Source organism: Holdemania massiliensis (assembly GCF_022440805.1).
GTDB classification, from domain to species: domain Bacteria; phylum Bacillota_I; class Bacilli_A; order Erysipelotrichales; family Erysipelotrichaceae; genus Holdemania; species Holdemania massiliensis_A.
Genome location: NZ_JAKNTK010000001.1, coordinates 3,123,287 through 3,148,723, shown reverse-complemented (window position 1 = coordinate 3,148,723; position 25,437 = coordinate 3,123,287). Strand labels below are relative to the sequence as shown.

25 protein-coding genes are annotated in these 25,437 nt (G+C 47.6%); 20 read left to right on the top strand and 5 right to left on the bottom strand.

Going from position 1 to position 25,437, the window contains the following annotated elements; translation table 11 throughout:
* Window positions 1–111: 111 nt before the first annotated feature.
* The gene (locus MCG46_RS14615) at window positions 112–1,095 is read right to left on the bottom strand and encodes a LacI family DNA-binding transcriptional regulator (protein WP_240280619.1); all 984 of its coding nucleotides are present in this window, start codon (window positions 1,093–1,095) and stop codon (window positions 112–114) included.
* A 362-nt stretch (window positions 1,096–1,457) separates the two neighbouring features.
* On the opposite strand from MCG46_RS14615, the gene pflB reads away from it, so the two are divergent.
* The 10 genes from pflB (at window position 1,458) to MCG46_RS14565 (ending at window position 12,684) form a co-directional block, all read left to right on the top strand.
* Window positions 1,458–3,515 carry a formate C-acetyltransferase gene (pflB, locus tag MCG46_RS14610; protein ID WP_240280618.1) on the top strand — a complete coding sequence of 686 codons (2,058 nt, stop codon included), beginning with the start codon at window positions 1,458–1,460 and terminating at the stop codon, window positions 3,513–3,515.
* Window positions 3,516–3,518: 3 nt separating this feature from the next.
* Entirely contained in the window at window positions 3,519–3,758 is a 240-nt protein-coding gene (locus tag MCG46_RS14605; protein WP_240280617.1) for a hypothetical protein, read from the top strand.
* Between the two features lie 14 nt (window positions 3,759–3,772).
* Window positions 3,773–4,015, top strand: coding sequence for an autonomous glycyl radical cofactor GrcA3 (gene grcA3 / locus MCG46_RS14600; RefSeq protein WP_020224437.1), 243 nt, complete (start codon window positions 3,773–3,775; stop codon window positions 4,013–4,015).
* A gap of 6 nt (window positions 4,016–4,021) precedes the next feature.
* The gene (gene pflA / locus MCG46_RS14595) at window positions 4,022–4,822 is read left to right on the top strand and encodes a pyruvate formate-lyase-activating protein (protein WP_240280616.1); all 801 of its coding nucleotides are present in this window, start codon (window positions 4,022–4,024) and stop codon (window positions 4,820–4,822) included.
* Window positions 4,823–5,124: 302 nt separating this feature from the next.
* A complete protein-coding gene (locus MCG46_RS14590; protein WP_240280615.1) occupies window positions 5,125–5,784 on the top strand; it encodes a hypothetical protein in 660 nt (219 codons plus the stop codon).
* Between the two features lie 399 nt (window positions 5,785–6,183).
* Entirely contained in the window at window positions 6,184–7,716 is a 1,533-nt protein-coding gene (locus tag MCG46_RS14585) for a hypothetical protein (RefSeq protein ID WP_240280614.1), read from the top strand.
* Between the two features lie 13 nt (window positions 7,717–7,729).
* Window positions 7,730–8,599 carry a substrate-binding domain-containing protein gene (locus MCG46_RS14580; protein WP_240280613.1) on the top strand — a complete coding sequence of 290 codons (870 nt, stop codon included), beginning with the start codon at window positions 7,730–7,732 and terminating at the stop codon, window positions 8,597–8,599.
* Window positions 8,600–8,614: 15 nt separating this feature from the next.
* Window positions 8,615–10,123: a hypothetical protein gene (locus MCG46_RS14575; protein ID WP_240280612.1), complete on the top strand. Its 1,509-nt coding sequence runs from the start codon at window positions 8,615–8,617 to the stop codon at window positions 10,121–10,123.
* An 11-nt stretch (window positions 10,124–10,134) separates the two neighbouring features.
* Window positions 10,135–11,043: a substrate-binding domain-containing protein gene (locus MCG46_RS14570; protein ID WP_240280611.1), complete on the top strand. Its 909-nt coding sequence runs from the start codon at window positions 10,135–10,137 to the stop codon at window positions 11,041–11,043.
* A 294-nt stretch (window positions 11,044–11,337) separates the two neighbouring features.
* Complete coding sequence (locus tag MCG46_RS14565; protein ID WP_240280610.1) at window positions 11,338–12,684, top strand: MATE family efflux transporter; 1,347 nt, start codon at window positions 11,338–11,340, stop codon at window positions 12,682–12,684.
* Between the two features lie 114 nt (window positions 12,685–12,798).
* Here the strand turns inward: MCG46_RS14565 and MCG46_RS14560 are convergent, their stop codons facing one another.
* A complete protein-coding gene (locus MCG46_RS14560) occupies window positions 12,799–13,890 on the bottom strand; it encodes a YdcF family protein (RefSeq protein ID WP_240280609.1) in 1,092 nt (363 codons plus the stop codon).
* A 100-nt stretch (window positions 13,891–13,990) separates the two neighbouring features.
* Here MCG46_RS14560 and iadA point away from each other — a divergent pair, with 100 nt between their 5' ends.
* From iadA to MCG46_RS14525, 7 genes are all read left to right on the top strand, one after another.
* A complete protein-coding gene (gene iadA / locus MCG46_RS14555; protein ID WP_240280608.1) occupies window positions 13,991–15,124 on the top strand; it encodes a beta-aspartyl-peptidase in 1,134 nt (377 codons plus the stop codon).
* A gap of 160 nt (window positions 15,125–15,284) precedes the next feature.
* Window positions 15,285–15,971 (top strand): DNA-3-methyladenine glycosylase family protein, encoded by a 687-nt coding sequence (locus MCG46_RS14550; protein ID WP_240280607.1) that lies wholly within the window; start codon window positions 15,285–15,287, stop codon window positions 15,969–15,971.
* 59 nt (window positions 15,972–16,030) lie between these two features.
* Complete coding sequence (locus MCG46_RS14545) at window positions 16,031–16,570, top strand: methylated-DNA--[protein]-cysteine S-methyltransferase (protein WP_240280606.1); 540 nt, start codon at window positions 16,031–16,033, stop codon at window positions 16,568–16,570.
* A 356-nt stretch (window positions 16,571–16,926) separates the two neighbouring features.
* Window positions 16,927–17,559, top strand: coding sequence for a flavin reductase (locus MCG46_RS14540; RefSeq protein ID WP_240280605.1), 633 nt, complete (start codon window positions 16,927–16,929; stop codon window positions 17,557–17,559).
* 41 nt (window positions 17,560–17,600) lie between these two features.
* Complete coding sequence (locus MCG46_RS14535; protein WP_240280604.1) at window positions 17,601–18,359, top strand: SDR family NAD(P)-dependent oxidoreductase; 759 nt, start codon at window positions 17,601–17,603, stop codon at window positions 18,357–18,359.
* Between the two features lie 205 nt (window positions 18,360–18,564).
* A complete protein-coding gene (locus tag MCG46_RS14530; RefSeq protein ID WP_240280603.1) occupies window positions 18,565–18,858 on the top strand; it encodes a signal peptidase II in 294 nt (97 codons plus the stop codon).
* A complete protein-coding gene (locus tag MCG46_RS14525) occupies window positions 18,818–19,072 on the top strand; it encodes a signal peptidase II (RefSeq protein WP_240280602.1) in 255 nt (84 codons plus the stop codon). The genes MCG46_RS14530 and MCG46_RS14525 overlap by 41 nt, the downstream gene beginning before the upstream one ends.
* Before the next feature lie 129 nt (window positions 19,073–19,201).
* On the opposite strand, the gene MCG46_RS14520 is transcribed toward MCG46_RS14525, so the two are convergent.
* Window positions 19,202–20,218: a LacI family DNA-binding transcriptional regulator gene (locus tag MCG46_RS14520; RefSeq protein WP_240280601.1), complete on the bottom strand. Its 1,017-nt coding sequence runs from the start codon at window positions 20,216–20,218 to the stop codon at window positions 19,202–19,204.
* A 312-nt stretch (window positions 20,219–20,530) separates the two neighbouring features.
* On the opposite strand from MCG46_RS14520, the gene MCG46_RS14515 reads away from it, so the two are divergent.
* From MCG46_RS14515 to MCG46_RS14505, 3 genes are all read left to right on the top strand, one after another.
* On the top strand, window positions 20,531–21,565 hold the full coding sequence (locus MCG46_RS14515) for a substrate-binding domain-containing protein (protein WP_240280600.1): 1,035 nt from the start codon (window positions 20,531–20,533) through the stop codon (window positions 21,563–21,565).
* A 78-nt stretch (window positions 21,566–21,643) separates the two neighbouring features.
* Entirely contained in the window at window positions 21,644–23,152 is a 1,509-nt protein-coding gene (locus tag MCG46_RS14510) for a sugar ABC transporter ATP-binding protein (protein ID WP_020224418.1), read from the top strand.
* A gap of 14 nt (window positions 23,153–23,166) precedes the next feature.
* Window positions 23,167–24,168 carry a galactose/methyl galactoside ABC transporter permease MglC gene (locus MCG46_RS14505; protein ID WP_240280599.1) on the top strand — a complete coding sequence of 334 codons (1,002 nt, stop codon included), beginning with the start codon at window positions 23,167–23,169 and terminating at the stop codon, window positions 24,166–24,168.
* A 46-nt stretch (window positions 24,169–24,214) separates the two neighbouring features.
* Here the strand turns inward: MCG46_RS14505 and MCG46_RS14500 are convergent, their stop codons facing one another.
* On the bottom strand, window positions 24,215–24,739 hold the full coding sequence (locus MCG46_RS14500; protein ID WP_240280598.1) for a hypothetical protein: 525 nt from the start codon (window positions 24,737–24,739) through the stop codon (window positions 24,215–24,217).
* Window positions 24,740–24,874: 135 nt separating this feature from the next.
* Window positions 24,875–25,372 carry a hypothetical protein gene (locus tag MCG46_RS14495; RefSeq protein ID WP_240280597.1) on the bottom strand — a complete coding sequence of 166 codons (498 nt, stop codon included), beginning with the start codon at window positions 25,370–25,372 and terminating at the stop codon, window positions 24,875–24,877.
* Window positions 25,373–25,437 lie beyond the last annotated feature (65 nt).

Sequence of the window (25,437 nt, the reverse complement as noted above, 5' to 3'; positions counted from 1 at the left end):
GTCAGAAGAGCTGGAGCTCCTTGTCAGAACAACAGCGCAGGGCAAGCTGAAGAAGCCGTCAGCGTTTGCCGCCCTTATCTGCAACTAAAAAAGAGAAATAAAAAAGCGATATCATCGTTCGATAACGCTTTCCCCGTCAATAAAAGTATAGCCAATTTTTACAGATTCAACCGGATTGCCGGCGATCATCTCCAGAATCAGCTCGGCCGCCGTTCGGCCTTCACGTTCGTAATCAAACCGGATGGTGGTTAACGAAGGCGTCAGCACTTCACAGACATCATAACCGCCAAAGCCGGTCAGCGACACATCCTGCGGTATACGATAACCAGCCGTGTGCAGTTCTTTAAAGGCTGCCATAGCTAGATTGTCGGTCGCACAGATCATGCAATCCGGACGATGATCCTTAAGATAGGCCCGCACAACCTGGCGGGAAGCCGCAAAACTGAAATCCGTTTCCAGAAAATCAACCTGGGTGATGCCGGTTTCTTTCAGACCGTCAAGGATTCCCTGTTTCCGCGTCCTTCCAACCGCTTTATCGTTTTCACTGACGCCCAGCAGACAAACGGCACGATGCCGTGCCTTGCCGATCTTTCGGCCGATATCATAGCCCGCCGCGTAATCATCGAGCGTAATGGTCACAACCCCAGCCATTTCCTGAGCCAATACGATGACCGGCAGCCGCAGCTTATGAATGATCCGCTCATGTTCCGGGGTGATCTGAGTCGCTAAAAGAATAATGCCTTCAACATTCATCCGGCTGAAGCTTTCCAAGCTGGACAGCTCTCGGATTTGATTATGATTGGTATTGATTAGAAGCGGGGTGTAGCCGGACAGCCGCAGCTGTTCATCCAACGCTGTCAGCACCCGCGCACTGGTGCGGGAATCAATCGAGGGCGTGATGACTCCGATCTGATAGGAATGGCGGGCCTTCAGTGTTTTGGCTACGGAGTTGGGCTGATAGTGATATTCACGGCAGATGGCCTCGATCCGCAGGCGTGTTTCTTCTTTGACATAACCGCCGTTAAAGTAGCGGGATACCGTGCTTTTTCCCACTCCTGCAAATTCAGCGATTTCCTTCATCGTTATTTTCGTCATTCTGTCGTCTTCCTTCTGCGTTTCATCATAGCATAACTGCCGCTTGAGATTCAAGGCATGCCGTATCGACAAGCTGCGGTTTCGTCAAAGGGAAATGATGGATTCGGCAGAAGTGTGAATCACAGGTTTGCAAGCGCAGAAAATAATGTCTGAATCCGGAAGTGTCCGGCTTGACAGGGCTGATCTATTTCGATAATCTATGCGTGTTAAAATTATCTAACAACATTTTCAAACTTGTAACCGATTACAATGAAAAATGATGTTTCTGACCTCTGTTTTTTTATTCTCAAACAAGGTAAAATAAAACGGTCCTGTCAGTCTTGACAGGAAAGCTTACCCACTAAAAGTTATAGGAGGAAACTATGGAAGAGTGCTACAAGGGATTTGTTGAGGGCGTCTGGTCCCGCGAGATCAATGTCCGCGACTTCATTCAGAAGAACTACACCCCATACGACGGCGATGATTCGTTTTTGGCAGGGCCGACGGAGGCGACACTGAAACTGTGGGATCAGGTGATGGAGCTGAGCCGCCAGGAGCGTGAAGCGGGCGGCGTGCTCGATATGGACACCAAGGTCATCTCAACGATCACCTCGCATGGTCCGGGCTATTTGAATTCTGATCTGGAAAAAATCGTCGGTTTTCAGACGGACAAGCCGTTTAAACGTTCCCTGCAGCCTTACGGCGGCATCCGAATGGCCGAGAAAGCCTGCAAAGACAACGGGTATGAAGTCGATCCGGAAGTTGTGGATTTCTTCACCGTGCACCGCAAAACACACAATGCCGGAGTATTCGACGCGTATACACCGGAAATGCGGGCCTGCCGTTCCAGCCATGTCATCACCGGTCTGCCGGATGCTTACGGCCGCGGACGAATTGTCGGCGACTACCGCCGGATTGCCCTGTATGGGGTTGACCGTCTGATTCAGGATAAGCAGCATCAGAAGGATTCCACGCGGGTCATCATGTATTCCAACGTCATCCGTGAACGCGAAGAACTGTCAGAACAGATCCGGGCTTTGCAGGAGCTGAAAAAGCTTGGCGAAATCTACGGCTATGATATTTCCCGTCCGGCTAAGGATACAAAGGAAGCGATTCAGTGGCTGTACTTCGGCTATCTGGCTGCCGTCAAGGAACAAAACGGAGCGGCGATGTCGCTGGGCCGGACTTCGACGTTCATTGATATCTATGCCCAGCGGGATTTGGACAACGGCGTGTACACCGAAGCAGAAATCCAGGAATTCATCGATCATTTCATCATGAAGCTGCGGCTGGTAAAATTTGCCCGGACCCCGGAATACAACGAGCTGTTCTCCGGCGATCCGACTTGGGTTACTGAATCGATCGGCGGGGTCGGCATCGACGGCCGCCATCTGGTCACCAAGTCTTCCTTCCGTTACCTCCATACATTAAAGAATCTGGGCACCGCGCCGGAACCGAATCTGACGGTGCTGTGGTCAACTCGTCTGCCGCAGAACTTCAAGCGTTTCTGTGCTAAAACCTCGATTGAGTCCTCCTCGATTCAATATGAGAACGATGATCTGATGCGTGTTACCCATGGCGATGATTATACGATTGCCTGTTGCGTTTCGTCGATGCGCATCGGCAAGGAAATGCAGTTCTTCGGCGCCCGCGCCAACCTGGCTAAGTGTCTGCTTTACGCGATCAACGGCGGTGTCGATGAGATTTCCGGCAAGCAGGTCGGCCCGGAATACCGTCCGATTACTTCCGAGTATCTGGATTACGATGAAGTGATGCACAAGTACAAGCAGATGATGAAATGGCTGGCGCAGGTTTATGTCAACGCCCTGAACATCATTCATTATATGCATGATAAATACTGCTACGAAAAGCTGCAGATGGCTCTGCATGACAAGGATGTCAAGCGCTGGTTTGCGACGGGCATCGCCGGCCTGTCCGTAGTCGCGGATTCCCTTTCTGCGATCAAATACGCCAAGGTTAAGGCGATCCGCAATGAACAGGGCATTGTCGTTGATTATGAAGTCGAAGGCGATTTCCCGAAATACGGCAATGATGATGACCGCGTCGATGCGATTGCCAGTGAAATTGTCCACACCTTCATGACTTATATTAAGGGCAATCATACCTATCGCGGCGGTATTCCGACCACATCGATCTTAACGATCACTTCTAATGTCGTCTATGGCAAAAACACCGGTTCCACTCCGGATGGCCGCAAGAAGGGCGAACCGTTTGCCCCAGGTGCCAATCCGATGCACAAGCGTGACAGCCACGGCGCCGTCGCTTCACTGGCTTCGGTTTCCAAACTGCCGTTTGCGGATGCCCAGGACGGAATTTCCAATACCTTCTCGATCATTCCGAATGCGTTAGGCAAAGAAATCATCACGACCGGCGACTTGGAAGTTGAGCTGGAACTGGATGAAATCGAAAGCAACGAATAAGCGATGAAACAAGAACAGCTGATCGACGATTTGATCGCTCAGCTGGATCGTTCTTTTGCCGCAGGAGTCGGCCATGTCAACGTCAGCGTTGATCATCAGAACGTCCGGCTGGAGAAGATTGATAAAAGTGATGAGGGTCTAGTGAAAGAAGTGGAAACACTGGGCTGTCTGGATTGTGAAAAACAAAATCTCGCCTGTAAAACGCCGACACTGATGTCGGGGTTGGATTGGGACGAGGAATAAAGGAGGAAACGAGTATGAGCACGATGGATCAACAGATTGACAACCTGGTAGCGCTTTTGGATGGCTATACGGAAAAAGGCGGCCATCATTTAAACGTGAACGTTTTCAACCGCGAAACGCTGCTGGATGCCCAGGCGCATCCTGAAAAATATCCGCAGCTGACAGTGCGGGTCAGCGGGTATGCGGTCAACTTCAATAAGCTGACGAAGGCGCAGCAGGATGAAGTCATTTCGCGAACCTTCCACCAACAAATTTAACGGACTATGAGCGAAGGACGGATTCATTCGCTGGAAAGCTTCGGCACCGTCGATGGACCGGGTGTTCGGCTGGTTGTGTTTGTTCAGGGCTGTCCGATGCGCTGTCGGTATTGCCATAATCCGGATACCTGGCAGGCTGAGGGCGGCCAGCGGATGAGCACGGAAGAAATTCTGCGGACGTACAAGCGCAACGAAGCGTTTTACCGCGGCGGCGGCATCACCGTGACCGGCGGTGAGCCGTTATGTCAGGCTGAGTTTGTCCGGGAGCTGTTCGCGGCGGCTAAGCGGGCCGGCATTCACACGTGTCTGGATACATCAGGAATTTTGTTTGATCCAGAACATCCGGAAGCTTGGGATGCTCTTATGGCGGTCACCGATCTGATTCTTCTGGATATCAAGCAGATCGATCCAGCGTGTCATCGCTGGCTGACAGGACAGGACAATGCCCGGATTCTTGCTTTTGCCCGCTATTTGGATGGCAAACAAATTCCAGTCTGGATTCGGCATGTCTATGTCAATGAGGAGATCAATCCGCCTGCACAGCTGTTTGCGCTGGGGGAATTCCTCGGTTCGCTGCATAACGTAAAAGCAGTTGATGTTCTGCCCTATCATACAATGGGCAAAAGTAAATATGAACAGCTGGGTCTGGCTTATCCCTTAGCTGGGATTGCTCAGGCCACGATGGAGCAGGCCCGTCAGGCAAGAAGTGAAATTCTGAAAGGGATGCGCGAAGTCCGCCGCAAAGAGAAAGCAGCAAATTCCATGAAATCCAGCGAGGGATGCGGAAATTCCCATCGCGGTATTTGATGGTGATTCAATAAAGAGGAAGGACAGGATATGCAGCGGCAAGCTGAACCCGGTTCTTTCTCTTTTTTATTACCCTTTCGGATGTCCTTTCATGATTGGCAACATTTATTTTGTGTGTCAGGTCGTTCATGTCTTTTGTGTTTTGTGGAAAAAGGCTATAATGAAATCAGATAAAAAATGGGAAGTCTTCGTTTGTCAGCGATCCGCTAACCGATATTTAGGCCATGGATAAAAGGGAACTATTCTATAATCCATCATCGTACAAGTGATTGAAATTTCATATTTTGGGGAGGTTTGTAAGCATGTTTCTTAAAATTTGGAAAGTGATAAATAAATTGATGTCTAGCGGGCGCGGATGGATTTGTTATATTTCCCTTGGTGTCTTGGCGCTGAGTTCGTATCTTTATTATAATTCATCATTCATAGATAAGAATATCCCAGTAATCTTGACGATGAAGGATCTGGGTTATGAAAACTCGGTTACAGAAAGTGTCGATTATAGAACTTATCGTAAGAATATCAATCTATATCGTTTACGAATCGCGAATACTTCGGATTTATCGGATGAACATTATCAGTTTCTTAATATAACATTGGTTGAAGCTATGGATGGAAATCAAGCGTACAGCATGATGCAGGAAGAAATGCTTTCCGTAAAAAAAGCGGAACAGGAATGGTTTTCAGAATGTAAGAGCGGCTGTTTCGCGATCGACAGCCTAAAAAGTATCGACATGGATCAGGACTTTTTCAGATTGGAGCCGGCTGTGTGGAATGCAGAACAGGCCTATGCGCTCTATGATGATCAAAACTATCCGGAAAACAAGTATTATCTAAATTATGTGTTTCTGCTTAAAGAAAATAGGGCTTTAATTTTGGAATTCCCAATATCTTTTTCTATGACCTCAGCGAAGATTGAGGTTCTAAGTCGTCTGACAGACAGGGTTATTGAAATCCAAGAATAGACTAACATTCATGAGACATTTTTGATAAATCATGTAGCTTTTTTTATCGTGTTCTTAGAGAATATTTTAGCGTTCATAACATGGCTGATGAGTTTAATTTCATCTTGATCAAGAAACCAGTCAGATTAAGATGAAATTTCTGAGCTAATTTTCGCGATGCCGGAAACGTTTTTCCTGCATTAAAATATTTAGTGTTCTATGACCGTAATAAAAGTGTAAGAGTCAGGTTGTTCGGATAATGGTAAAATAAAGGTGAAACCCATCTCCTATTATTTGTGGCAGGAAATCTGGTTTCTAACAATTCAGAGCAGGAAAAACACGGTGAGAAGATCACAAGAAATAGAAATGTCCGCAAGCCATTTGTGGCCGTGGATAATCAATAAGAAAGAAGGGATGGCAATGGCGCAACGATGGAAACGACTGCACTGCTTTCTCTTATCCGGCTTTCTGTTTATGGGCGGGTGCGGTACTTCGGTATCCCAAGCTCCGCAGAATTCCGAAAATACCGCGGACGGGGAAGCAAAGCCGCCGCTACAGGATGAGAATTTAAGCTTTACGGAACAGAATCGTGTTTATCCGATTGAATTAACACCCGGCCGAATGTGGCTGGTCAATCGCAATGGTGAAACGATTGAAGCCCAGGCCCAGTCAGCGCTGATTTATGATCAGCTGACGCGCCAGCCGCAGTATAAAGTGAAAACCCGCCGGATTTGGACGGGAAAAGTGGATGAATATGATCAGCCGATCTATACTAACCAGTCGGCACTGTATACGCTTGAGGATCAATGTTTGGCCGATTGGGATGACGTCATTTATGAAGGCGGCATGGGCAGACTGGTTATTCGGCGGGACTATGCCGATGAATTTGATTCAATGATGGAACTGCCGGAAACCTATCGAACAGCGCTGATCGACGGGGCAGCGCAGACCGTTGTTCAGGACGGTATTTTTCAGCTGAAAGCCATGGATCATGAAAATTTAATTGCGGTAGATAAAGAACGCCGCTTGTTAGGTGTCGTGAATCGTGAAGGGCAGGTTGTGTCTGGATTTCCGGCAGTTAAAACATATTATGATCCAGAGGCGGCGCAGGGGCGAATTGTCGCCAGTTCGGTCAGTTTTCTGGAAAACGAAGCCCGCCGCACGGACACGCTGCTGGATGTTCATCTGAATCCGCAGTTCAGTGCCCCGCGCGTCAATACAGTCTATAAAGGCTTACATGGGCCCTATTTTATTACGTATCAGAAACAACAGACGGAAATTGTCAGCTGGGAAACGCTGAAGCCGGTTTATGTTATGAATCCGGAGTGGGAATGGACGTATTTTGATGGTGAATTGATGTTAGTTTACCGTACCGATGCGAATACGAAGGAAGAAGCAATGGTGATGCTGGATTTGAATGGCAATGAATTATTCCGCGGCGAAGATCTGATCAGCGCCCAACCGCAGTCCTCCAAAGCCAAAGCTGAACAATTTTTAGCGGTTGAAAAGGAAACGGCGATGCTGATCGACCGCAGCGGTCAGGTTCTGAAGAAACAGACGATCCCCGGATTATCAAGCTTATACTGTGATCGGGAAGGACTGTATTTTTACGAAGCGTATAACGCGGAAGGTCAAATCAGAACCGGCTTGCTGGATGGCGAACTGCAGATTGTGATTCCGGCAGAAACCTATGAGACGCTTTCGATAGCGACGCTGCAGGATTATTGGATCCAGCCGATGGATTACCTGCTTGCCGTCCGCCGTGAACAAACGGGAGAACTGACTGATATTCTCGACTTAAACGGAAATGTGATCTTTGCCGGGGCGAATCGAATTTACAGCCGTGGACAAGATCGTTTTGCGCTGCTTCAGGGTGAAACTGCCGGCTTGATCAATGGTCAGGGTGAGTGGCTGGTGCAGCGCTCGATTTACAGCTTAGGCTGGGATGACTAAGGAGGGACAGCGGATGAAACGAATAAGCAGGATAATTCTGATCCTCGGATTGTTGTTCAGCGGCTGTACTGCCAAAGTGGAACCGGAAAATTCCTATCAGGTTGAAGCGTTTCCGCTGGCTGCTGCTTCCTGGCCTTTGCAGGCCCTGCTGAATGAGCTGCATCGTGAGCTGAGTCCGGATCCGGATTGGATCGCGGGCGAGGCCAGCGGCAGTACGCAGGCAGCCTGGCGCACTCTGATTCAGGTGGTTAATCCCAAACCGCGGATGATTCTGGCCTATGAGCCCTCTGCTCTGATGCGGGAAGAACTGCAGGATTATGATACTTTGTGGCAGGCACAGACGATCGGCTACGATGCTTTGGTCATGGTGACCGGTCAGGAAAATCCTGTCGATAGCTTAACCCTGGAAGAAATCCGCGATATATATGCTGGTAAAATTACCAACTGGAAACAAGTCGGCGGGGAGGATCGAGCGATTCGGGTTTATGCTCAGGATGAGAACAGTGGCCTTCAGACCGCGTTTGAACGGCAGATCATGCAGGGACAGCCGATCCGCCTTCCTGAATTGGAATGGGTTTATGAACGTCCCGGCGTTGTCCGCCAGGAAATCGTAGCGTTTGATGCCGAGGCGGACGCTTTGGGTTTTTCCAGTCTGCAGATGGTGACGCAGGTCAATCCGCAGCCGGAAATCAAGATTCTGCGGATCGCGGGTATCCTGCCGAATGCAAAGACGATTGAAAACGGGAAATATCCGCTGCGGCTGCCGGTGCTGCTGGCAAGCAATACAGCCTCTGATGCAACGATTGCCGGCATCACAGACTGGCTGCTGAGTCAACGCGGCCAGCAGTGGTTGAGTGAACACGGTTTAGTTCCCGTACAATAAAAGGAGATGGAAACCATGAACGGTCTGAAAAAAGGACTGATCTTGGCGACAGCGGGATTGTTGGCAGCCGCCTGTCAGACCTCATCTGTGCCCCCAAACGAAGCTTCTGCAAAGCCTTCTGTTACCCATGTCAGCGATGAACCGGAAAGTCTTCGTCCAAGCTTTTCAACAGACAATTTTTTAAAGGATCTGGATCCCAGGCAAGTGCTGACGCTAGAATACAACGATCTGCAGCGCTGGATTGTCGATGTCAACGGCAATTCTATTGAGGGAGTAACGCAGATTGAACCGGTTTTGGATTTGGTCAGTGGGAAAACCACCGCCTACCGGCTTATCCAGGCGACACTTCCCGATGTCAAGTCAGATGGGCAGTTCCGGGTTGCCTTGACCCAGACAGCTTTGGCGGATAGTGAAGGTCATGTGCTTCAGGATTTTGCCCAGGTCAGCTATGCGCCGGAGGGTTTCTTGAATTATGTCATTCAGTATCAGCAGCCGGAGAACTCATTCTGGGAAGTGAACGGAATTGATCCGGAAGGGGCTTTGCTGGACCGACAGACGGGAGAAGTAATCCTGAAGGATGTAGTTTCTCTGCATCGGTTAAGCAATGGTCAGGTTTTATGCTTGAATGCTGACCGCCGACAAGTTGGCTTGCTGCAATCCGATGGATCGCTGACCAAAACGGCAGTGTCATCGCTGCAATTTGTTGAAAGCGGGGAAGGCTGGTCGCTGTGGCGATCTTCGTCCAACAGTGAACTGCATGATGATCAAGGAGAGATTCTGTGGAAAGGCGGTTTTGTTCAGGTTCTTGATGAGAGCAGCGGTCATCTCTGGCTGTGTGAATCAGAATATGAAAAGCAGGAAATCCTGATCGATCCCTTCCGTCAGCTGAAGTGGGAAGCGCCGGCGAAATTTGTCTATGCGGATGACGAACTGGCGGTTGTCGGTGACTGGACAATTTCTTATGGCCAAGGAAATCAGCTGATCGATTTGGATGGGAAGCAACGTGCCGAAGGATATGTAAGTGTAGCCGCCAATCCACGTGATGGCCATGAAGCGCAGAACTTTCTGATGGTGCGTGAAGATACGGTGGATAAGCTGAACCGCAGCGGAGAGCTTATCCAATCTCAGGCGATTCCAGGGATCCAGACGATTGAAAGAATGGAAGATGGATTATTTAAATTCACGGTAGTAGATGGAAATGCGACGACGGAAGGGTTGATCGATGATGAACTGCAGATTTTAATTCCAGCTGGGCAATACAGCACGATTTCTCTTGGGGAACACTGGAACAATCAGGAAATTAAACACTATCCTTATTTTATCTGCTGGAAATATGTGAATTATGATCATCGGGCGGATATCTATAACTTAAAGCTTGAAAAGATTGCGGAAAATGTTGCGGAGATCGGCGATCTTGGGGTGGATCGACTGCTTCTGATCCAAGGCTTCGAAGGTGTATTGTTGGATCAGGACGGGCATCGGCTGTCCAGTATTTCACTGTTTACCGATCATCAGGGAGATTAGAGGTGAATCTTATGAAAAAATTGAGTTTGACTGTCTTGTTCGTTTTGGTTCTGACTGGCTGCACTGCCGTGTCCGCACCCGTTGATTCTTCACCCATGCCGACGGCATCACCGCAGGCGGAAGGCATTGCGGGATTGTCGGCTGAGAACTATCCGCATGTCGATGGTTCAACGGCGACCTTGCCGTTAATCGCCGGCTTATACAGCCGGGCAACTGGGACAGACCGACAAACGGCGGAATCTTTGGTTTCCGTCAGCAAAACTTCTTCGGCCTGGCGTTCGCTGTATCAACATGGCTGCGATTTATTAATCGTTTATGAAGCACCGGAAGACATTGCGCAGGAAATTTCCAGAATGGATTTTGAAATTCAGCCGGTAGGTCTGGATGCCCTGGTCTTTCTGGTTAACCGCGCCAATCCGGTGGATATGCTGTCGCAGACGCAGCTGCAGGACATTTACACCGGAGCGATCACCGATTGGAGCGAGGTCGGCGGTGAGCCAGGTCCGATTCAGGCCTTTCAGCGCAATCCCCAAAGCGGCAGCCAAGCTTTATTCTTGAAACTGTTGATGAAGGACCGTGAACCGATGGAACCACTCAAAGGTTTAGTGCCGGAAGAGATGCAGGCGTTAGTGGAAGGCGTTGCCGAATATGATGGAGAAGGAGCTTCGCTGGGCTATTCGGTTTACTATTACGCTCAGGAAATGGTGAATCACCCGGATGTCAAGCTGTTGAAAGTCGATGGTATAGCACCGAATGAGGAGACAATCGCTCACAAGGAATATCCGCTGATCAACAATTTCTATGCCGTAATCCGCGCAGAGGAAGAACCTGACAGCCCAGCCCGCATTTTATTCAATTGGCTGAAAAGCGAGGAAGGCCGCAGGTTGGTCCAAGAAGAAGGGTATGTGCCGGCCAATTAACCGGAGTCTGTTTTGATTTATAGCCTGTCCTTTCATGAGATTCCATTTCAGAATTGCCTGGAGTGGAATCTTTTGAGCTTATGAAGCTGCCTGACTGATGTGAAAAATCAGCGGTTGTCAAAGTACCTGCTGAGGAATACGAATGGATTTTTTTCGTAAGGTGACCGCATGTTTTCTTTTCTGAATCATTGATCCATAAGAGCCTTGAATATAAAGAAAATTTTTACCAGAAGGGAGTGACTTTTACCGAGGGGTATGCTACACTGAATGCTGTTTTGAAATGGGGAGAGAGCTATGGAAAAAGAACAAACGTTATTGTCTGGGGATATTAAAAAAACGTATGTGTCCTATCTGATTCCGACGATTGTCGGAATGCTGACCAATTCGATTTACTGCATTGTGGACGTCATGTTTGTCGGTTTGTGCATTGGAGCACAGGGATTGGCCGCCTTCAACATCGCGATGCCGGTCTATACGATTTATTCCTCGCTGGGACTGATGCTGGGAGTCGGCGGTGCAGTCACAATTTCGGTGCTGATCGGCAAGGGGAAAAAGGAACAGGTTAACCAAGTTTTGACAATGACGGTGCTGTGCAGTGCTTTGATCGGGATTTTGATGAGTGCCTACGGACTGCTGTTTCCTGATGCTTTTGCTCGTATGCTGGGAGCCAGTCCTGAGCTGCTCCAAGGGGTTAAAGATTATCTGCAGCCGCTGCATTGCGTTGCGCTGATCTATATTTTAAACTGCACGATGCAGGTGATCATCCGTGCCGACTACAATCCGAAGCTGGTCATGTGTGCTGCGGTGTGCGGCAATGCGACCAATATCCTGTTTGACTGGCTGTTTGTTTCAGTCTTCCAATGGGGACTGTTCGGGGCTGCCGCAGCCACTGCGCTGGGACCGTGCGTGGCGATGAGCATTTGGATTTTCCATTATCTGTTAAAAAAGAATACCTTTAAGTTTACAAAATCATTCTGGGATTTTTCCCTGTTTCAGCGCATTATAAAAAATGGCGCCGGAACGTTTATTCTGGAACTGAGTCTGGGCTGCGTCGTTATTTTCTTTAACATCGTACTGCTGGACGTCAGCGGCCAGGATGCCGTGGCGGTGTTTGCGATCATCTCCAATATCGCTTATGTCGGCAAGGGAATTTTCAACGGGATATCGCAGGCGGCTCAGCCGATGCTCTCTGTCAATTATGGTGCGCGCAAAATCAAACGCGTTCAGGCAACCTTGAGAACAGCGCTGATTTGTGCCTTAATCTTTTCGCTGGGCTGTTATCTGTTGATTCTGATCTTCCCGCAGCCGATCATCGGATTCTTTATCAACAGTTCAGATGCCGGTCTGATCGATCATGGTGTCTGGGCCGCGCGGATCTACTTTATCTCCTTTGTCTTCACCGCGGTCAATACTGTTTTGATGTATTATTTCCAATCGGTGGAAAGCATCAAGGTGACGACGATGATCGCCCTCATGCGCGGCTTGATCTTCATTCTGCTAGGTCTTGCGGTCTTCCCGAAGTTTTTAGGTGAGCTGGGGGTCTGGCTGACCATCACCTTCGCGGAGGTGACAACCTTGCTGATCACGCTGCCAATCCGGCGAAGACTGGATCGAATGTTAATCAGCGAATTCATCGAATAAAACAAAAAGATCAAAATTCCTGATTTTCGGAGTTTTGATCTTTATTTTTAAATCTGTTGAGAAAATAAATCTGGATGCGATTTGAACACGGCTTCCGCTGAATGTTCTTGCCCTTTACAGCAGACGGATGACCAACGCCGCCAGAAGCAGCAGCGCCGCGACAATCCATGGCAGACATAAAATCCCAGCGACAATCAGATGAAATTTCTTGTGCATCATCATCGCGGCGATATACTCCCTTAAAAAAGCATTGTAGGAAAAATATGTCACAGTTCGTGAGCCGATGCCGCTGCAGCGCCGGATACCCGCTTTGCGGGAAAGCAGTCCAGCGCGGAATACATGGTAATCACTGGTGCAGAACAGACATTTGTAGCGCTTTTTCTGCTGATCCATAAGCTGTTTGGAAAAGACTATATTTTCATAGGTGTTGACGGACTTGTTTTCCACCAGAATCCGAGCTTCCGGCACACCCTGTTCCATCAGGTATTCCTTCATCACCTCCGCTTCCGCCCGCGGCTCATCCGGCCCCTGCCCGCCGGAAGGAATCAGGATCAGCGACTTTTTTCGGCTGGGGAAAAGCCGCTTCTTTTTAGCCTCCTGCTTATGATAAAAAGCCAGGGCCCGATCACAGCGCTGTTTTAACAAAGGAGTTAAGCCTTGGTCGTTTACTTTGCAGCCTAAGATGATCAGGAAGTCCTGATTCAAAAGCGGTCGGTTCAGCTTAAACAGCCAGCTCGATACGAGGTAACAGACAAACGTAAAAATCAGATACAGGTACAGGACAGTGCCCGCAAGCAGCGCCAAATTGAGAAACCATGGCAGTGATTGGGAATGCGACAGACCCATGGGAAGGACCAGCCAGCCCAAAAGGAAGGCCAGACCAAAGATCAGCGACAGACTGTGCTGAAGACTTATGCCTTCTTTGGCCCACAGCTGCGGCGAACGGATCAGAAAGACGGTGCCCAGGATCAGGGATAAAATGGGGAAGAAAAACAACGCGGACAGAAACAGGCCGATCCCCGCAAGCAGCCAGAAAGAACCGTGCGTGTTCAAGGCGAGCAGCGTGAAGTCAGCCAGAATTAGAAAGAGTCCGATTGTTAACAATACGCCGTTGATGATCCGCCGTTTATCACTGATATAAAATAAGCAAAACACAGCGAAGTAGACAATTGTGGCTTTGAGGGCAAAATTGATCAGTTCATTCATCCGAGAGTTCTCCCTGCTTAATTCTGCTTCCATTATACCCTTTCTTCTCTGTTCCGACACCCGACATCGTGCTAAAATGAAAGAAAAACAGGAGGTTTTTATGATCGTATTACAACAGGCAGACGTATACGCCCCGGATTTTGCGGGACGTCAGGATATTTTGATCGCCGGCGGACAGATTGTGAAGATGGCGGAGCATCTGGATTGCCGGGAAGCAGAGGTCATTGACGCCCGCGGGAAGATCGCGGTTCCGGGATTGATTGACCAGCACATTCACATTACTGGCGGAGGCGGGGAAGGCAGCTTTCATACCAAAACACCGGAAGTGCAGCTCTCGGCCTTGATCGAAGGCGGAATCACGTCAGCCGTGGGATTGTTGGGAACCGACGGCTTTTCCCGTTCTGTGGAAAATTTGATATCCAAAGCGAAAGCGCTGAAAGAGGAAGGACTCAGCGTAGTGTGTCTGACCGGCTCATACAGTTATCCCAGCGTGACGCTGACCGGCGATGTGAAGAAGGATATCTTGTTTATTGACGAAGTGATCGGCGTCAAGCTGGCCCTGGCTGATCATCGCAGCAGCAACGTGACATTGGATGAACTGATTCGTCTGGCTTCCGATGTCCGGGTGGCCGGGATGCTTTCCGGTAAGGCAGGAATTGTGACCCTGCATATGGGGGATGATCCGCAGGGATTGAACAAGGTCTTTGATGCTCTGAAACAGACTGCGATTCCGGCGAAGGTTTTTCATCCGACGCATGTGACGCGCAATCCTGTCTTGTTTGAACAGGCGCTCGATTTCTTACAAATGGGCGGCTGGATTGATCTGACGGCGGGATCGAGCCGGGAAAAAAGCTGCGGGGATTATATCGAAATGGCTAAACAGCGAGGACTGGATCACAGCCGGATTACGCTGAGCTCGGATGGGCAGGGAAGCTGGTCCAATTATGATGATCGCGGCAATCTGACCCAAATCGGCGTGTCCAGCGTCAAAGCTCTGCATGAACAGCTGGTGCGGATGGTGAAGGAAAATCATTTTGATTTGGCTGAAGCCTTGAGCTATGTGACAAGCAATCCTGCCGACGCGCTGCAGCTGAAGCACAAGGGCCGGCTGCAGGAAGGAATGGATGCGGATATCGTGCTGCTGGATGAAAATCTGGCTGTTGATACCGTCATCGCACGCGGAAAGCTGATGATGAAGGATCGGCAGTTCCTTGTTCGGGGAACTTACGAGTAAAGCTCGGAAAACTGGAAATCACTTCAAATTCGCAGAAATCCATGATTCGTGGAGGAAGTCAAGCAGGCATATTGATAAAAAGTCCAGTATACTGAACTTCCTTCCTTTTATTAATAGCAGTCAGTTAGCATAAGATCGGCATCAAGGCGGAGGTTAAGGCATGGGTGAAGAGAAAAAAGCTGTATTCAGGTACGGTGAAACAGAAATCAATTATTTAAAGCGGCGTGATCCCAAACTGGGCAGTGTGATCGATCAGATCGGCTGGATTGAACGTACCGTCGATGATGATCTTTTTTCAGCGATCATTCATCACATCATTGGTCAGCAAATTTCCACGAAGGCGCAGCAGACAATCTGGAAGCGGATGCAGGAAGATCTGGAAGAAATCAATGCCACGACCATCCTGGAGGCTGGAGAACAACGCCTGCAGGCGTGCGGAATCACCTTTAAAAAAGTGGCATATATCGAGGATTTTGCCCGCAGGATTCAGGCTGGGGAACTGGACCTGGAAGAGCTGAAGCAGCTGCCGGACCAGGCGGTGATAGATGAGCTGGTTAAATTGAAAGGGATCGGCGTGTGGACAGCGGAAATGATTTTGTTGTTCTGTCTTGAACGTCCGGATGTATTCAGCTATGGGGATCTGGCCATTCTGCGTGGTTTGCGGATGGTCTACCATCATCGCAAAATAGACCGCCGGTTGTTTGAAAAATATCGAAGGCGCTTCAGTCCTTACAGCAGTACAGCCAGTCTGTATCTGTGGGCGGTGGCCGGCGGAGCGATCGAAGGAATGCGGGATTATGCGCCAAAGTCAAAGAAACCGCAGACCCAAAAGGCAGTACAGAAATAACAAGCGATGGAAAGACAGATTGTCTGACCCATATCCAGATAAATCGCAGGAGGAGAAAAATGATCTATACGCAAAATTATGTCTCGCCAGTTGGAAATTTACTGCTGGCGGAAAGCGGGGGACAGCTGATCGGTCTGTGGCTGCAAGGGCAGAAGTATGATAAAGGATCACTGCGCGAAGAAATGCAGGATCGAGAAGATTCTGAGATCCTTTGTCAGACTAGACGGTGGCTTGACCGCTACTTTGCCGGGGAACAACCGCGGATCAGCGAATTAAGCCTTGCGCCCTCGGGCAGTCAGTTCCGCCAAGAAGTATGGAAGATCCTGTGTGAAATTCCGTATGGGGAAGTGACAACCTATGGAAAGATCGCGCAGGAACTGGCCAATCGTCACCATGTATCAAGCATGTCCGCGCAGGCTGTCGGCGGTGCTGTTGCGCATAATCCGATTTCGATTATTATTCCCTGCCATCGGGTTGTTGGAACACAGGGAAGCTTAACTGGCTATGCCGGCGGAATCGATAAGAAAATCTGGCTGCTCCAGCGGGAGGGCGTTGACCTCAGTCAATTTTTCATCCCTAAGAAAGGGACGGCGCTGTAAGCTGAACATTTTTCGTTTCGTCGTGATCCAGATCGAACAGAAAGAGCGCGTCAGACTGACGCCGCAAGCTCAGGACTCTATGTCAAAAGGATGACAGAGCTGATAAAAAATGAAGCAGATTATTCCGATGATCTGTTTTTCTTTTGTCTCAGTCCGTGAGTTTTGTGGATAAAATAGGGTTTAAATCGAAAAAAAGGGGAATCGTGAGAAAAGTAAATCTGCGTTGGTGATGAATGCATTGTTCCACAGTTGATCTTTTTGGATAAAAACTGGAATTAAAGTTGTTGACAAACAGAACGTTCTGGAAGATAATGTTAATAGAAAATGATAATCATTATTGATAAAGGAGGGCAATCATGGATCCGAAAGCATTTTTCAAACTTAGTTATGGTTTATACATCATCAGTACAGAGGCCGAAGGCAAGCAGGCTGGCTGTATTGCCAATACTTTCAATCAGGTGACCAGTTCGCCAGCTCAGGTCAGTGTGACTTTAAATAAGGACAACGCGACAGAACAGATGATTGAAAAGAGCGGGAAATTCGCTGTTACCGTTTTACAACAGAGTGCCGATATGGAACTGATCGGTCGGTTTGGTTTTCACTGCAGCCGGGATACGGATAAGTTTGCCGGACTGGATTGCGGAAAGGATGAACAGGGGCTGCCTTATGTTAAAGCACATGCGGCTTCCCGCTTCTCCTGCAAAGTTGTAAAGACAATGGATTTGGGAACGCATGTTCTGTTTATTGCCGAGGTTGTCGGCAGTGAAGTGTTGGATAATGAACCGGTGATGACTTATGAATATTATCATCAGGTGAAAAATGGCAGAACGCCGAAAAATGCACCGAGCTATCAGGAAGAGAAGAAAAAAGTCAGCGGATGGCGTTGCCTGTTGTGCGGTTATGTCTATGAGGGCGAAATTCTGCCGCCGGATTTCATTTGCCCGGTCTGCAGCGCTCCAGCCTCAGCCTTTGAAAAAATTGAATCGTAATCGTGGATGAGCTTATCGATAGAAATCAAAAGGAGAAATTTATGAAAATGAAATCAAAGACAGTCATTATTACCGGTGGCGGCAAGGGGATCGGTTTCGGTGTCGCAACGGCCTTTGCCAAAGAAGGTGCTGACATTGTCATTACCGGACGTCAGGAATCGGCTTTAGCACAAGCAAAAGAAAAATTGGAATCGGCTTACGGCATTCGTGTGGGCTATGTCGCCGGGGATCTCGGCCAGGAAGAAACTGCGGCGAAGGTTGTTGCCAAGGCGATTGAAATGACCGGACATCTGGATGTTCTGATCAACAATGCTCAAGCTTCCAAATCGGGTGTCATGTTAGCGGATCATACAAAATCGGATTTTGATCTGGCCATCTATTCCGGCCTGTATGCAACCTTCTTCATGATGCGTGCAGCTTTCCCTTATTTAAAAGAAACTCAGGGCAGCGTGATCAATTTCGCTTCCGGCGCGGGTCTGGCCGGTCGATTGGGTCAGGCATCCTACGCCGCGGCGAAGGAAGGAATCCGCGGGTTGTCCCGGGTTGCGGCTACGGAGTGGGGCGAATATGGGATTAACGTCAACGTTGTCTGCCCATTAGTTGAAACTGAACAGCTGAGAAAATGGAAAGAAGAATATCCAGATGTCTATGCCAAGACGATCAAGGGTGTTCCGTTAGGGCGCTTCGGCGATGCGGAAAAGGATATCGGCAGAACCTGCCTTTTCTTAGCCAGTGAAGATGCATCCTATATCAGCGGGGAAACGATCACACTGCAGGGGGGATCAGGCCTGCGTCCTTAAACCGAACAACAAAGAAATAATGGAGCTGCGAAAAGAATCTTACCCGCAGCTTTTTCCTTTGTCTTAAACAGATTGTCGATGCATAAAAAAACCGAATAATGTCATATCCAGTTTGTTTATGATAGAATTGAACCAATACAAAAATACGAGGTGGTCAAAGGATGAAACGATTTCGTTTATGGGTTCTTCCTGTCGGGGGTTGATCATGTTTGATCAAATCATCAAGCTGGTGATTGCCAACCGGTTTATGGATTGCGAATTCACGTTGATTGATGGATGGCTGCGGTTTTATCCTATCCAGAACACGCAGCTTTCCTACGGTGGTCAATTTCTTTCGCTGTTGTCCAATCCATTGCTATTGATCGTGATTAATCTGATCATTCTTTTTCTTTATTGGGGAGGTTATCGATTCTATAAAATCAAGCGGAAAAAAAACCACCATTGTTGTCAGAATCATCATGATCTGTGGTTTGGCTGGATGCTTCTGCAGCTTAATTGATAAAATATTCTGGGGCGGGAGCCTAGACTTTTTGCAGATTCCCAATCTTTTTGTTTTTGATGGAAAGGATGTTTATCTGACCCTTTCAGAGGTTTTCTTTGTTATCTTGGCGCTGCGTCACAATCAGGAAATTTCTGCCCGGGAATTTATTCGTTTTTGTACCGATCAGTTTCATACCTGGCTTCATCAAAACTCTGTTAAAAATAAGGACTAAGCAAGGCTGAACAGAAGCTTGCGGTGAAGTGAATAGCTTCTGCCTATAATCAATTCTTGTCATGATGATCTTTCCAGCTGAATGATAAAGCAAGAGTGACTTCAATAAAAAACGGAGTCAAAGGAGGGCTTATTTTGTTTTTGAACGCGGACGAGTACAGGATTGGCGCAGAATCAGAGAACACGGCAGCGTGATCTGCATCGGATAGATTTTATCTTTCGTTGCAAACTGCGTGATAAACTGGGCAGCCAGCTCGCCCATTTGCCGAGCCGGAGCGTAAATTGTCGTCAGCGGCGGATTCGTATAAGCCGTATTCTGATTATTATTAAAACCTAAGATTGAAATGTCTTCGGGTACAAGGTAATTGTTCTCATGCAATGCCCGCAGTGCGCCCATCGCGATCGCATCACTGGCACAGAACAAAGCTGTTGGGACCGTATGCGCGGCGATCAAGTCGAGCATCATCGCATAACCGGATTCAACCGTGAATTGATCACGTCGGACATAGCGGCTGTTATCCCAGTTTTTATGCCGGCAGAATTCCTGATAACAATGGAATCGTTGTTCAAAGTAGACCTCGCCGTCGGAAGTATGTTCAATACCACCCAGAAAACCAATTCGGGTGTGGCCTAAACCGCTGAGGTATTCCAGACCTTCCAAGACAGCGGTGCGGAAATCCATGACAATGGTGTTTACAAATATTTTCGGCATATACAGATCAACAAAAATAACTTTGTCAGTCAGTTTGCGGAACTCACTGATTTCCTGATTGGAGAACTTGCCGATGCAGATCAGACCGTCCAGCATTGAAAGCTTGCTTAAAAAGTCCGGATCGCCGCGAAAGGAACGGATCATTTCAATGTTGTTTTGATTTAGATAACTTTCTGCTCCGATTCGGATCGACAGGTAAAACGGATCATTCAGTTCTTTTTCGATTGAATACCACTGCACGATGCCGATCCGGATCGGATTATAATTATTCTTCGTTTTGATTTTACGTTTGACATAGCCCAGTTTCTTCGCTTCATCGAAGACTCGTTGGCGCGTTTGTTCCGCAACCTTTAAAGTTGGATCATAGTTGAGTATCCGCGATACGGCGGCTGCGGATACGCCGGCCCGCTGGGCAATTTCTTTAATCGTAGACATCGTTATCAACTCTTCTCTCATTCTTACTCTAACGAATTTCAGTGAACAAGTCAAAATAATTTACTAAATAAATCACAATGAACTTGATGTTTTACTAAAAGTGTTACCGCTTACATTTTATCTTACAATCTGGATAAAATTGGAAAAAGCCAATGATAAAGGCATTCTTTAACATTAATTGTCGAATTAAATAAAAATAGATTTTACTAAAACTAGATAAAACATGCTGAAAGTTTATCTGGATTCATTGACACTGCGACTTGAAACGTCATAGAATGTAAGCGTATACAGAAGCTATACGGAGGGAAAAAGATGAAAAAACTATTTGCTTTTCTTGCATCAGCATTGATGGTATTATCCCTTGCTGCATGCTCCAACAACGGCGGCGGTAATAATGATACCCCAACGGATAACGGCGGAGCTAATACCGACAAAAAAGTTTACAACATCGGCGTCTCCATCTACAAATTTGATGATAACTTCATGACGCTGTACCGGAAGGAAATCGAAAGCTATTTCAAAACGCTGAATACTGACGAAGTAGAATATCAGGTCACAATTCAGGACGGTAAAGGCGATATGGCTGAACAGACCAACCAGATTGATAACTTCATCGCTCAGGACTATGACGCTCTGATCATTAACTTAGTCCAGGCTACTTCTGCCGCAACCGTCATTGATAAGTGCGAAGCTGCAAACAAGCCATGCATTTTCATCAACCGTGAACCAAGCGAAGAAGATATGAAGAAATTCCCAGGCATGATTACTTATGTCGGCGCTGATGCTCGTCAGTCAGGCAAGTATCAGGGCGAACTGATCGCGGATCTGCCGAACAAAGGCGATCTGAACGGCGACGGTGTTTTACAGTATGTCATGGTTGTCGGCGATCCGGAAAATGTTGATGCGAAGTATCGTACAGAATTTTCGATTTCTCAATACGAAGCCGTTTCTGGTTTGAAAGTTGAAAAATTAGATGAACAGCGCGGCGATTGGGATCAGGCAAAGGGTCAGGAAATCGTAGCGAATGCTTTAACTCAATATGGTGATAAGATTGAAGCTGTCTTCTGCAACAATGACGCGATGGCTTTGGGCGCAGCTCAGGCAATCACAGCGGCAGGCCGCAAAGTCGGTGAAGATATTTATCTGGTCGGCGTTGATGCTTTGGCAGAAGCCGTTGACCTGGTTTCGACCGGCGGTATGACAGGTACAGTTCTGAACGACCATATCAATCAGTCGCATAAAGCAGTTGACTGCGCCGTTATGGCAGTAAATGGTGATAAGCTGGACGCTTACTACTGGATTGACTACATTAAGGTTACTCCGGAAAACGTTGATAAGTACAAATAAGTAAAAGAATTCGAAAATTAAGTGTGCCTTCGCGCACACTTAATTTTTCTGGATTTCAAAGAGGAAGGGGATTTATTCATGAGCGACTATATTTTACAGATGAAAAATATAAGTAAAAGCTTCCCTGGCGTTAAAGCGCTCGACCGCGTCTGTCTGAATGTCCGTCCGGGAACCGTTCACGCGTTAATGGGTGAAAACGGAGCCGGCAAGTCCACACTGATGAAATGTTTGTTCGGCATCTATAAAAAGGATGAAGGACAGGTTATTTTCAACGATGAAGAAGTGGATATCAAAGATACCAACGACGCGCTGCATCGGGGCATTGCAATGGTTCATCAGGAACTGCAGCCCATTCCGGACCGCAGTATCGCTGAGAATATTTTCTGCGGCCGCTATCCAATGAAACGAATCGGGCCGGTACAGGTGGTGGATCATGCGCGGATGTATAAGGAAACGGAAGACCTCTTAAAAGAAGTCAATCTGGATTTCAATCCCAAAGTCAAATTGGGAACGCTGTCCGTTTCGCAAATGCAGTCGGTTGAAATCGCCAAGGCTGTTTCTGTCAATGCCAAGATCGTGATCATGGACGAGCCGACGTCATCGCTGACGGAAAACGAAGTTGAGGGACTGTTCGATATTATCAATAAGCTCCGTTCTAAGGGCGTATCGATTATTTATATTTCTCATAAGATGGAAGAAATTCTAAAAATCTCCGATGAAGTGACGATCATGCGTGATGGTACTTACGTCGGTACTTGGCCGGCAGGCGAGTTAACGACAGATTTGATCATTCAGCGCATGGTTGGCCGTGAGCTGACTAATCGTTTCCCGCCGCGGTCCAATGTTCCAGGTGAGGTTGTTCTAAAAGTTGAAAACTTTACTTCGATTGATCCGCGCAGCTTCCGTGATGTCTCTTTTGAATTAAAAAAAGGCGAGATTCTGGGCATTGGCGGTTTGGTCGGCGCCCAGCGAACAGAATTAATGGAAGGGCTGTTTGGGGTTCGGCATATTGAATCCGGAACCGTTACCTATAAAAATGAAACGATCAAGATTCATCATCCGCGGGATGCGATTAAAAAGGGTATTGCTTTATTGACGGAAGATCGCCGGGCTACCGGAATTTTCGGGGTTCTGTCCATTTCTGACAATGTTGGCGTGGCTTCGCTGGACAAATACATTGATTATGGTGTAGTGCTGAATAACAAGAAGCTGGATAGTTTGGTGAAGGACAACATCGATAAGATGAGCATAAAAACACCGAGTACAAAAACACAGATTCAGTCACTATCGGGCGGCAACCAACAGAAAGTCATCATCGCCCGCTGGCTTGCCAACGATCCGGAGATTCTGATTCTGGATGAGCCAACCCGCGGTATCGACGTTGGCGCAAAGTATGAAATTTATACGATTATCGCCGATCTGGCCAAGCAGGGCAAAGCGATTATCATGATTTCCAGCGAAATGCCGGAATTGATCGGGATGAGTGATCGGATCATGGTGATGTGCGAAGGCCGCGTTACCGGTTTTGTTGACAGTAAGACCACGACTCAGGAGGAAATCATGAGTCTGGCGACGAAATATATGTAAGGGGAGGGACTACCATGGAATTCAATAAGAAAAAGGTAACCGATTTTCTAAGCAATAATGCCATCGTAATACTTTTAGTCCTGCTGGTGCTCTTTGTCGGTTTTACCCGTAAAGGATTTTTCAGCGGACCGAATTACAGCAATATCATTACCAATGTCACTCCGCGTTTTATCATCGCTTTGGGCGTCAGCGGCTGTCTGATTACAAAAGGAACTGACCTGTCGGCTGGACGAATGGTCGGATTCGGCGGAGTTATTGCCTGTACGCTGCTGCAGCGGCCGGATTATACTGCAAAATTCTTTGAAAATCTGCCGCAGATGCCGTTAGTTGTCGTGCTTTTGATCGTCATGCTGATCACGGCATTCTTCGGTTTGCTGAATGGCTGTGTTGTTGCTTATCTGAAAGTTCCGCCGTTTTTGGCAACCTTGGGTATGCAGACAATCGTGTATGGCATTAACCTTGTTTATTCCGGCGCAGATCCGGTCGGCGGCCTGCGTTCTGATTTTACCGGAGTAGCAACCAATCCGATGTTTGTCATCGGGAAATTCAGCTTTAAGTGGTTATTTTTGATCGCAATTGCGGCAGGGCTGATCTTCTGGTTCCTGTATAACAAAACCCGCTATGGCAAATATATGTATGCGATTGGCGGCAACGAGAATGCAGCGGAAGTCTCCGGTGTCAATGTCAATCGTTCGAAATTGAAAATCTATACGCTGGCGGGTTTGATGTATGGCCTGGCAGGCTTCCTGTTGGCGGCAAAATCCGGCGGTGCCTCGGTAAACCTGGGCTTGGGTTATGAACTGGAAGCGATCGCGGCGTGTACGATCGGCGGTGTTTCAACCAACGGCGGCGTCGGCAAGGTATCCGGCATTCTGCTGGGTGTGCTTGTCTTTGAATTGCTGAAAACTTCGATGCAGTACCTGCGGATCGATACTTCCTACCAGTTCATCGTACAGGGCATTGTTATTATCGTCGCGGTTGCGTTGGATATCCGTAAATATACGGCCAAGAAATAAACAACAGCCTAAAGAAATTTATCCAAAAAAGAAAAGAGTCCGGAATTTACTTCTGGGCTCTTTCGTTACGTATTGCCAACCGCACTTTAATGAGGGTAAGCAAAAGAAAGGCAAAGATCAGGATGAAGAAGAATGGTACAAATTCAGGCTGAGTCCCAAACATAAAGGCCACGAGCATAAACAGGATAAATTGGGTTTTTAAACGTTTGCGCACGGTATTGGCGTCTTCCTGAATGACCTTGTTTTTGATATCTGCTTTAAAATAAGCTTTTTCATATATCTGAGCACTGCCGTATTTCATCACAAAATAAGTGATTACAAACAAGATGACAGCCAGGATCAGAACCCAGGCCTGCATCTTCCAATTCAGCAGGAAGAAGATCAAAACGAGAACTGCGGAGTAAAGTACGGCGCTGAAACAGAAATAAATCAACAAATCAGCTTCGCTGACATAACGCTTTTGCTTATGATGACAGTGCGGACAGACGACCGAACCGGGTTCAAATTGTTCAAAAAGAGTATTGACCTGCGATGTGATTGGTTTTTTGCAGTTTTCACAGTTAACTTTCATAGATATCACCTTGATTTATTGTACCATATTCCAGGTTGTGAAAATAGCGGAAAATGAGCAGTTTGACCTGAACAGAGTCTGATGAAATTAGAAAAACAAAAGCTGAAATCCAAGGAATATCCTGCTTTCAAAAAATCAGTGAAACAATAGATACATAAGCCGTATACTGACAAGAACCAGACTGATCAAAAGCAGGATAAAGAGCGGAAAGACCGCGTTAAAAACCATGAAAATGAAGACAAGAATACCAATATAAATCAGCCGCAAAGCATTGAAACGGTTTTTTACGCTGAGCTGAGCCTGCGGAGACAGCGGCCTGGAAATGCTCGGAGAGAAGTGATAAAGAAATAAACGAAATTGATCCAGAAGCAAAATACCTCCGCCCAATGAGATAAGATTAGCCAACGGCAACAGCTCAGAACGGACTTGCATAAGCGAGGGCAGCAGCAGGATCAATCCAAGGATCAACAACAGTGTAAGCAGCTGATCCATCAGAAAATCAATTTCTGTCAGACTTCGCGATTGAAGGGCATGACAATGAGGACACTCAAGCGGACCGGCGTCATAACAGGCAAAAGCCGTGCGTACCGTTTTCGTCAGGTTCTCGCCGCAATGTTCACATTGGATTTTCACATTGAACAACTCCTCTCTTGTTAAGAAGTATAACACAGCGGCATGGAACATGGGAAATCGGTCAA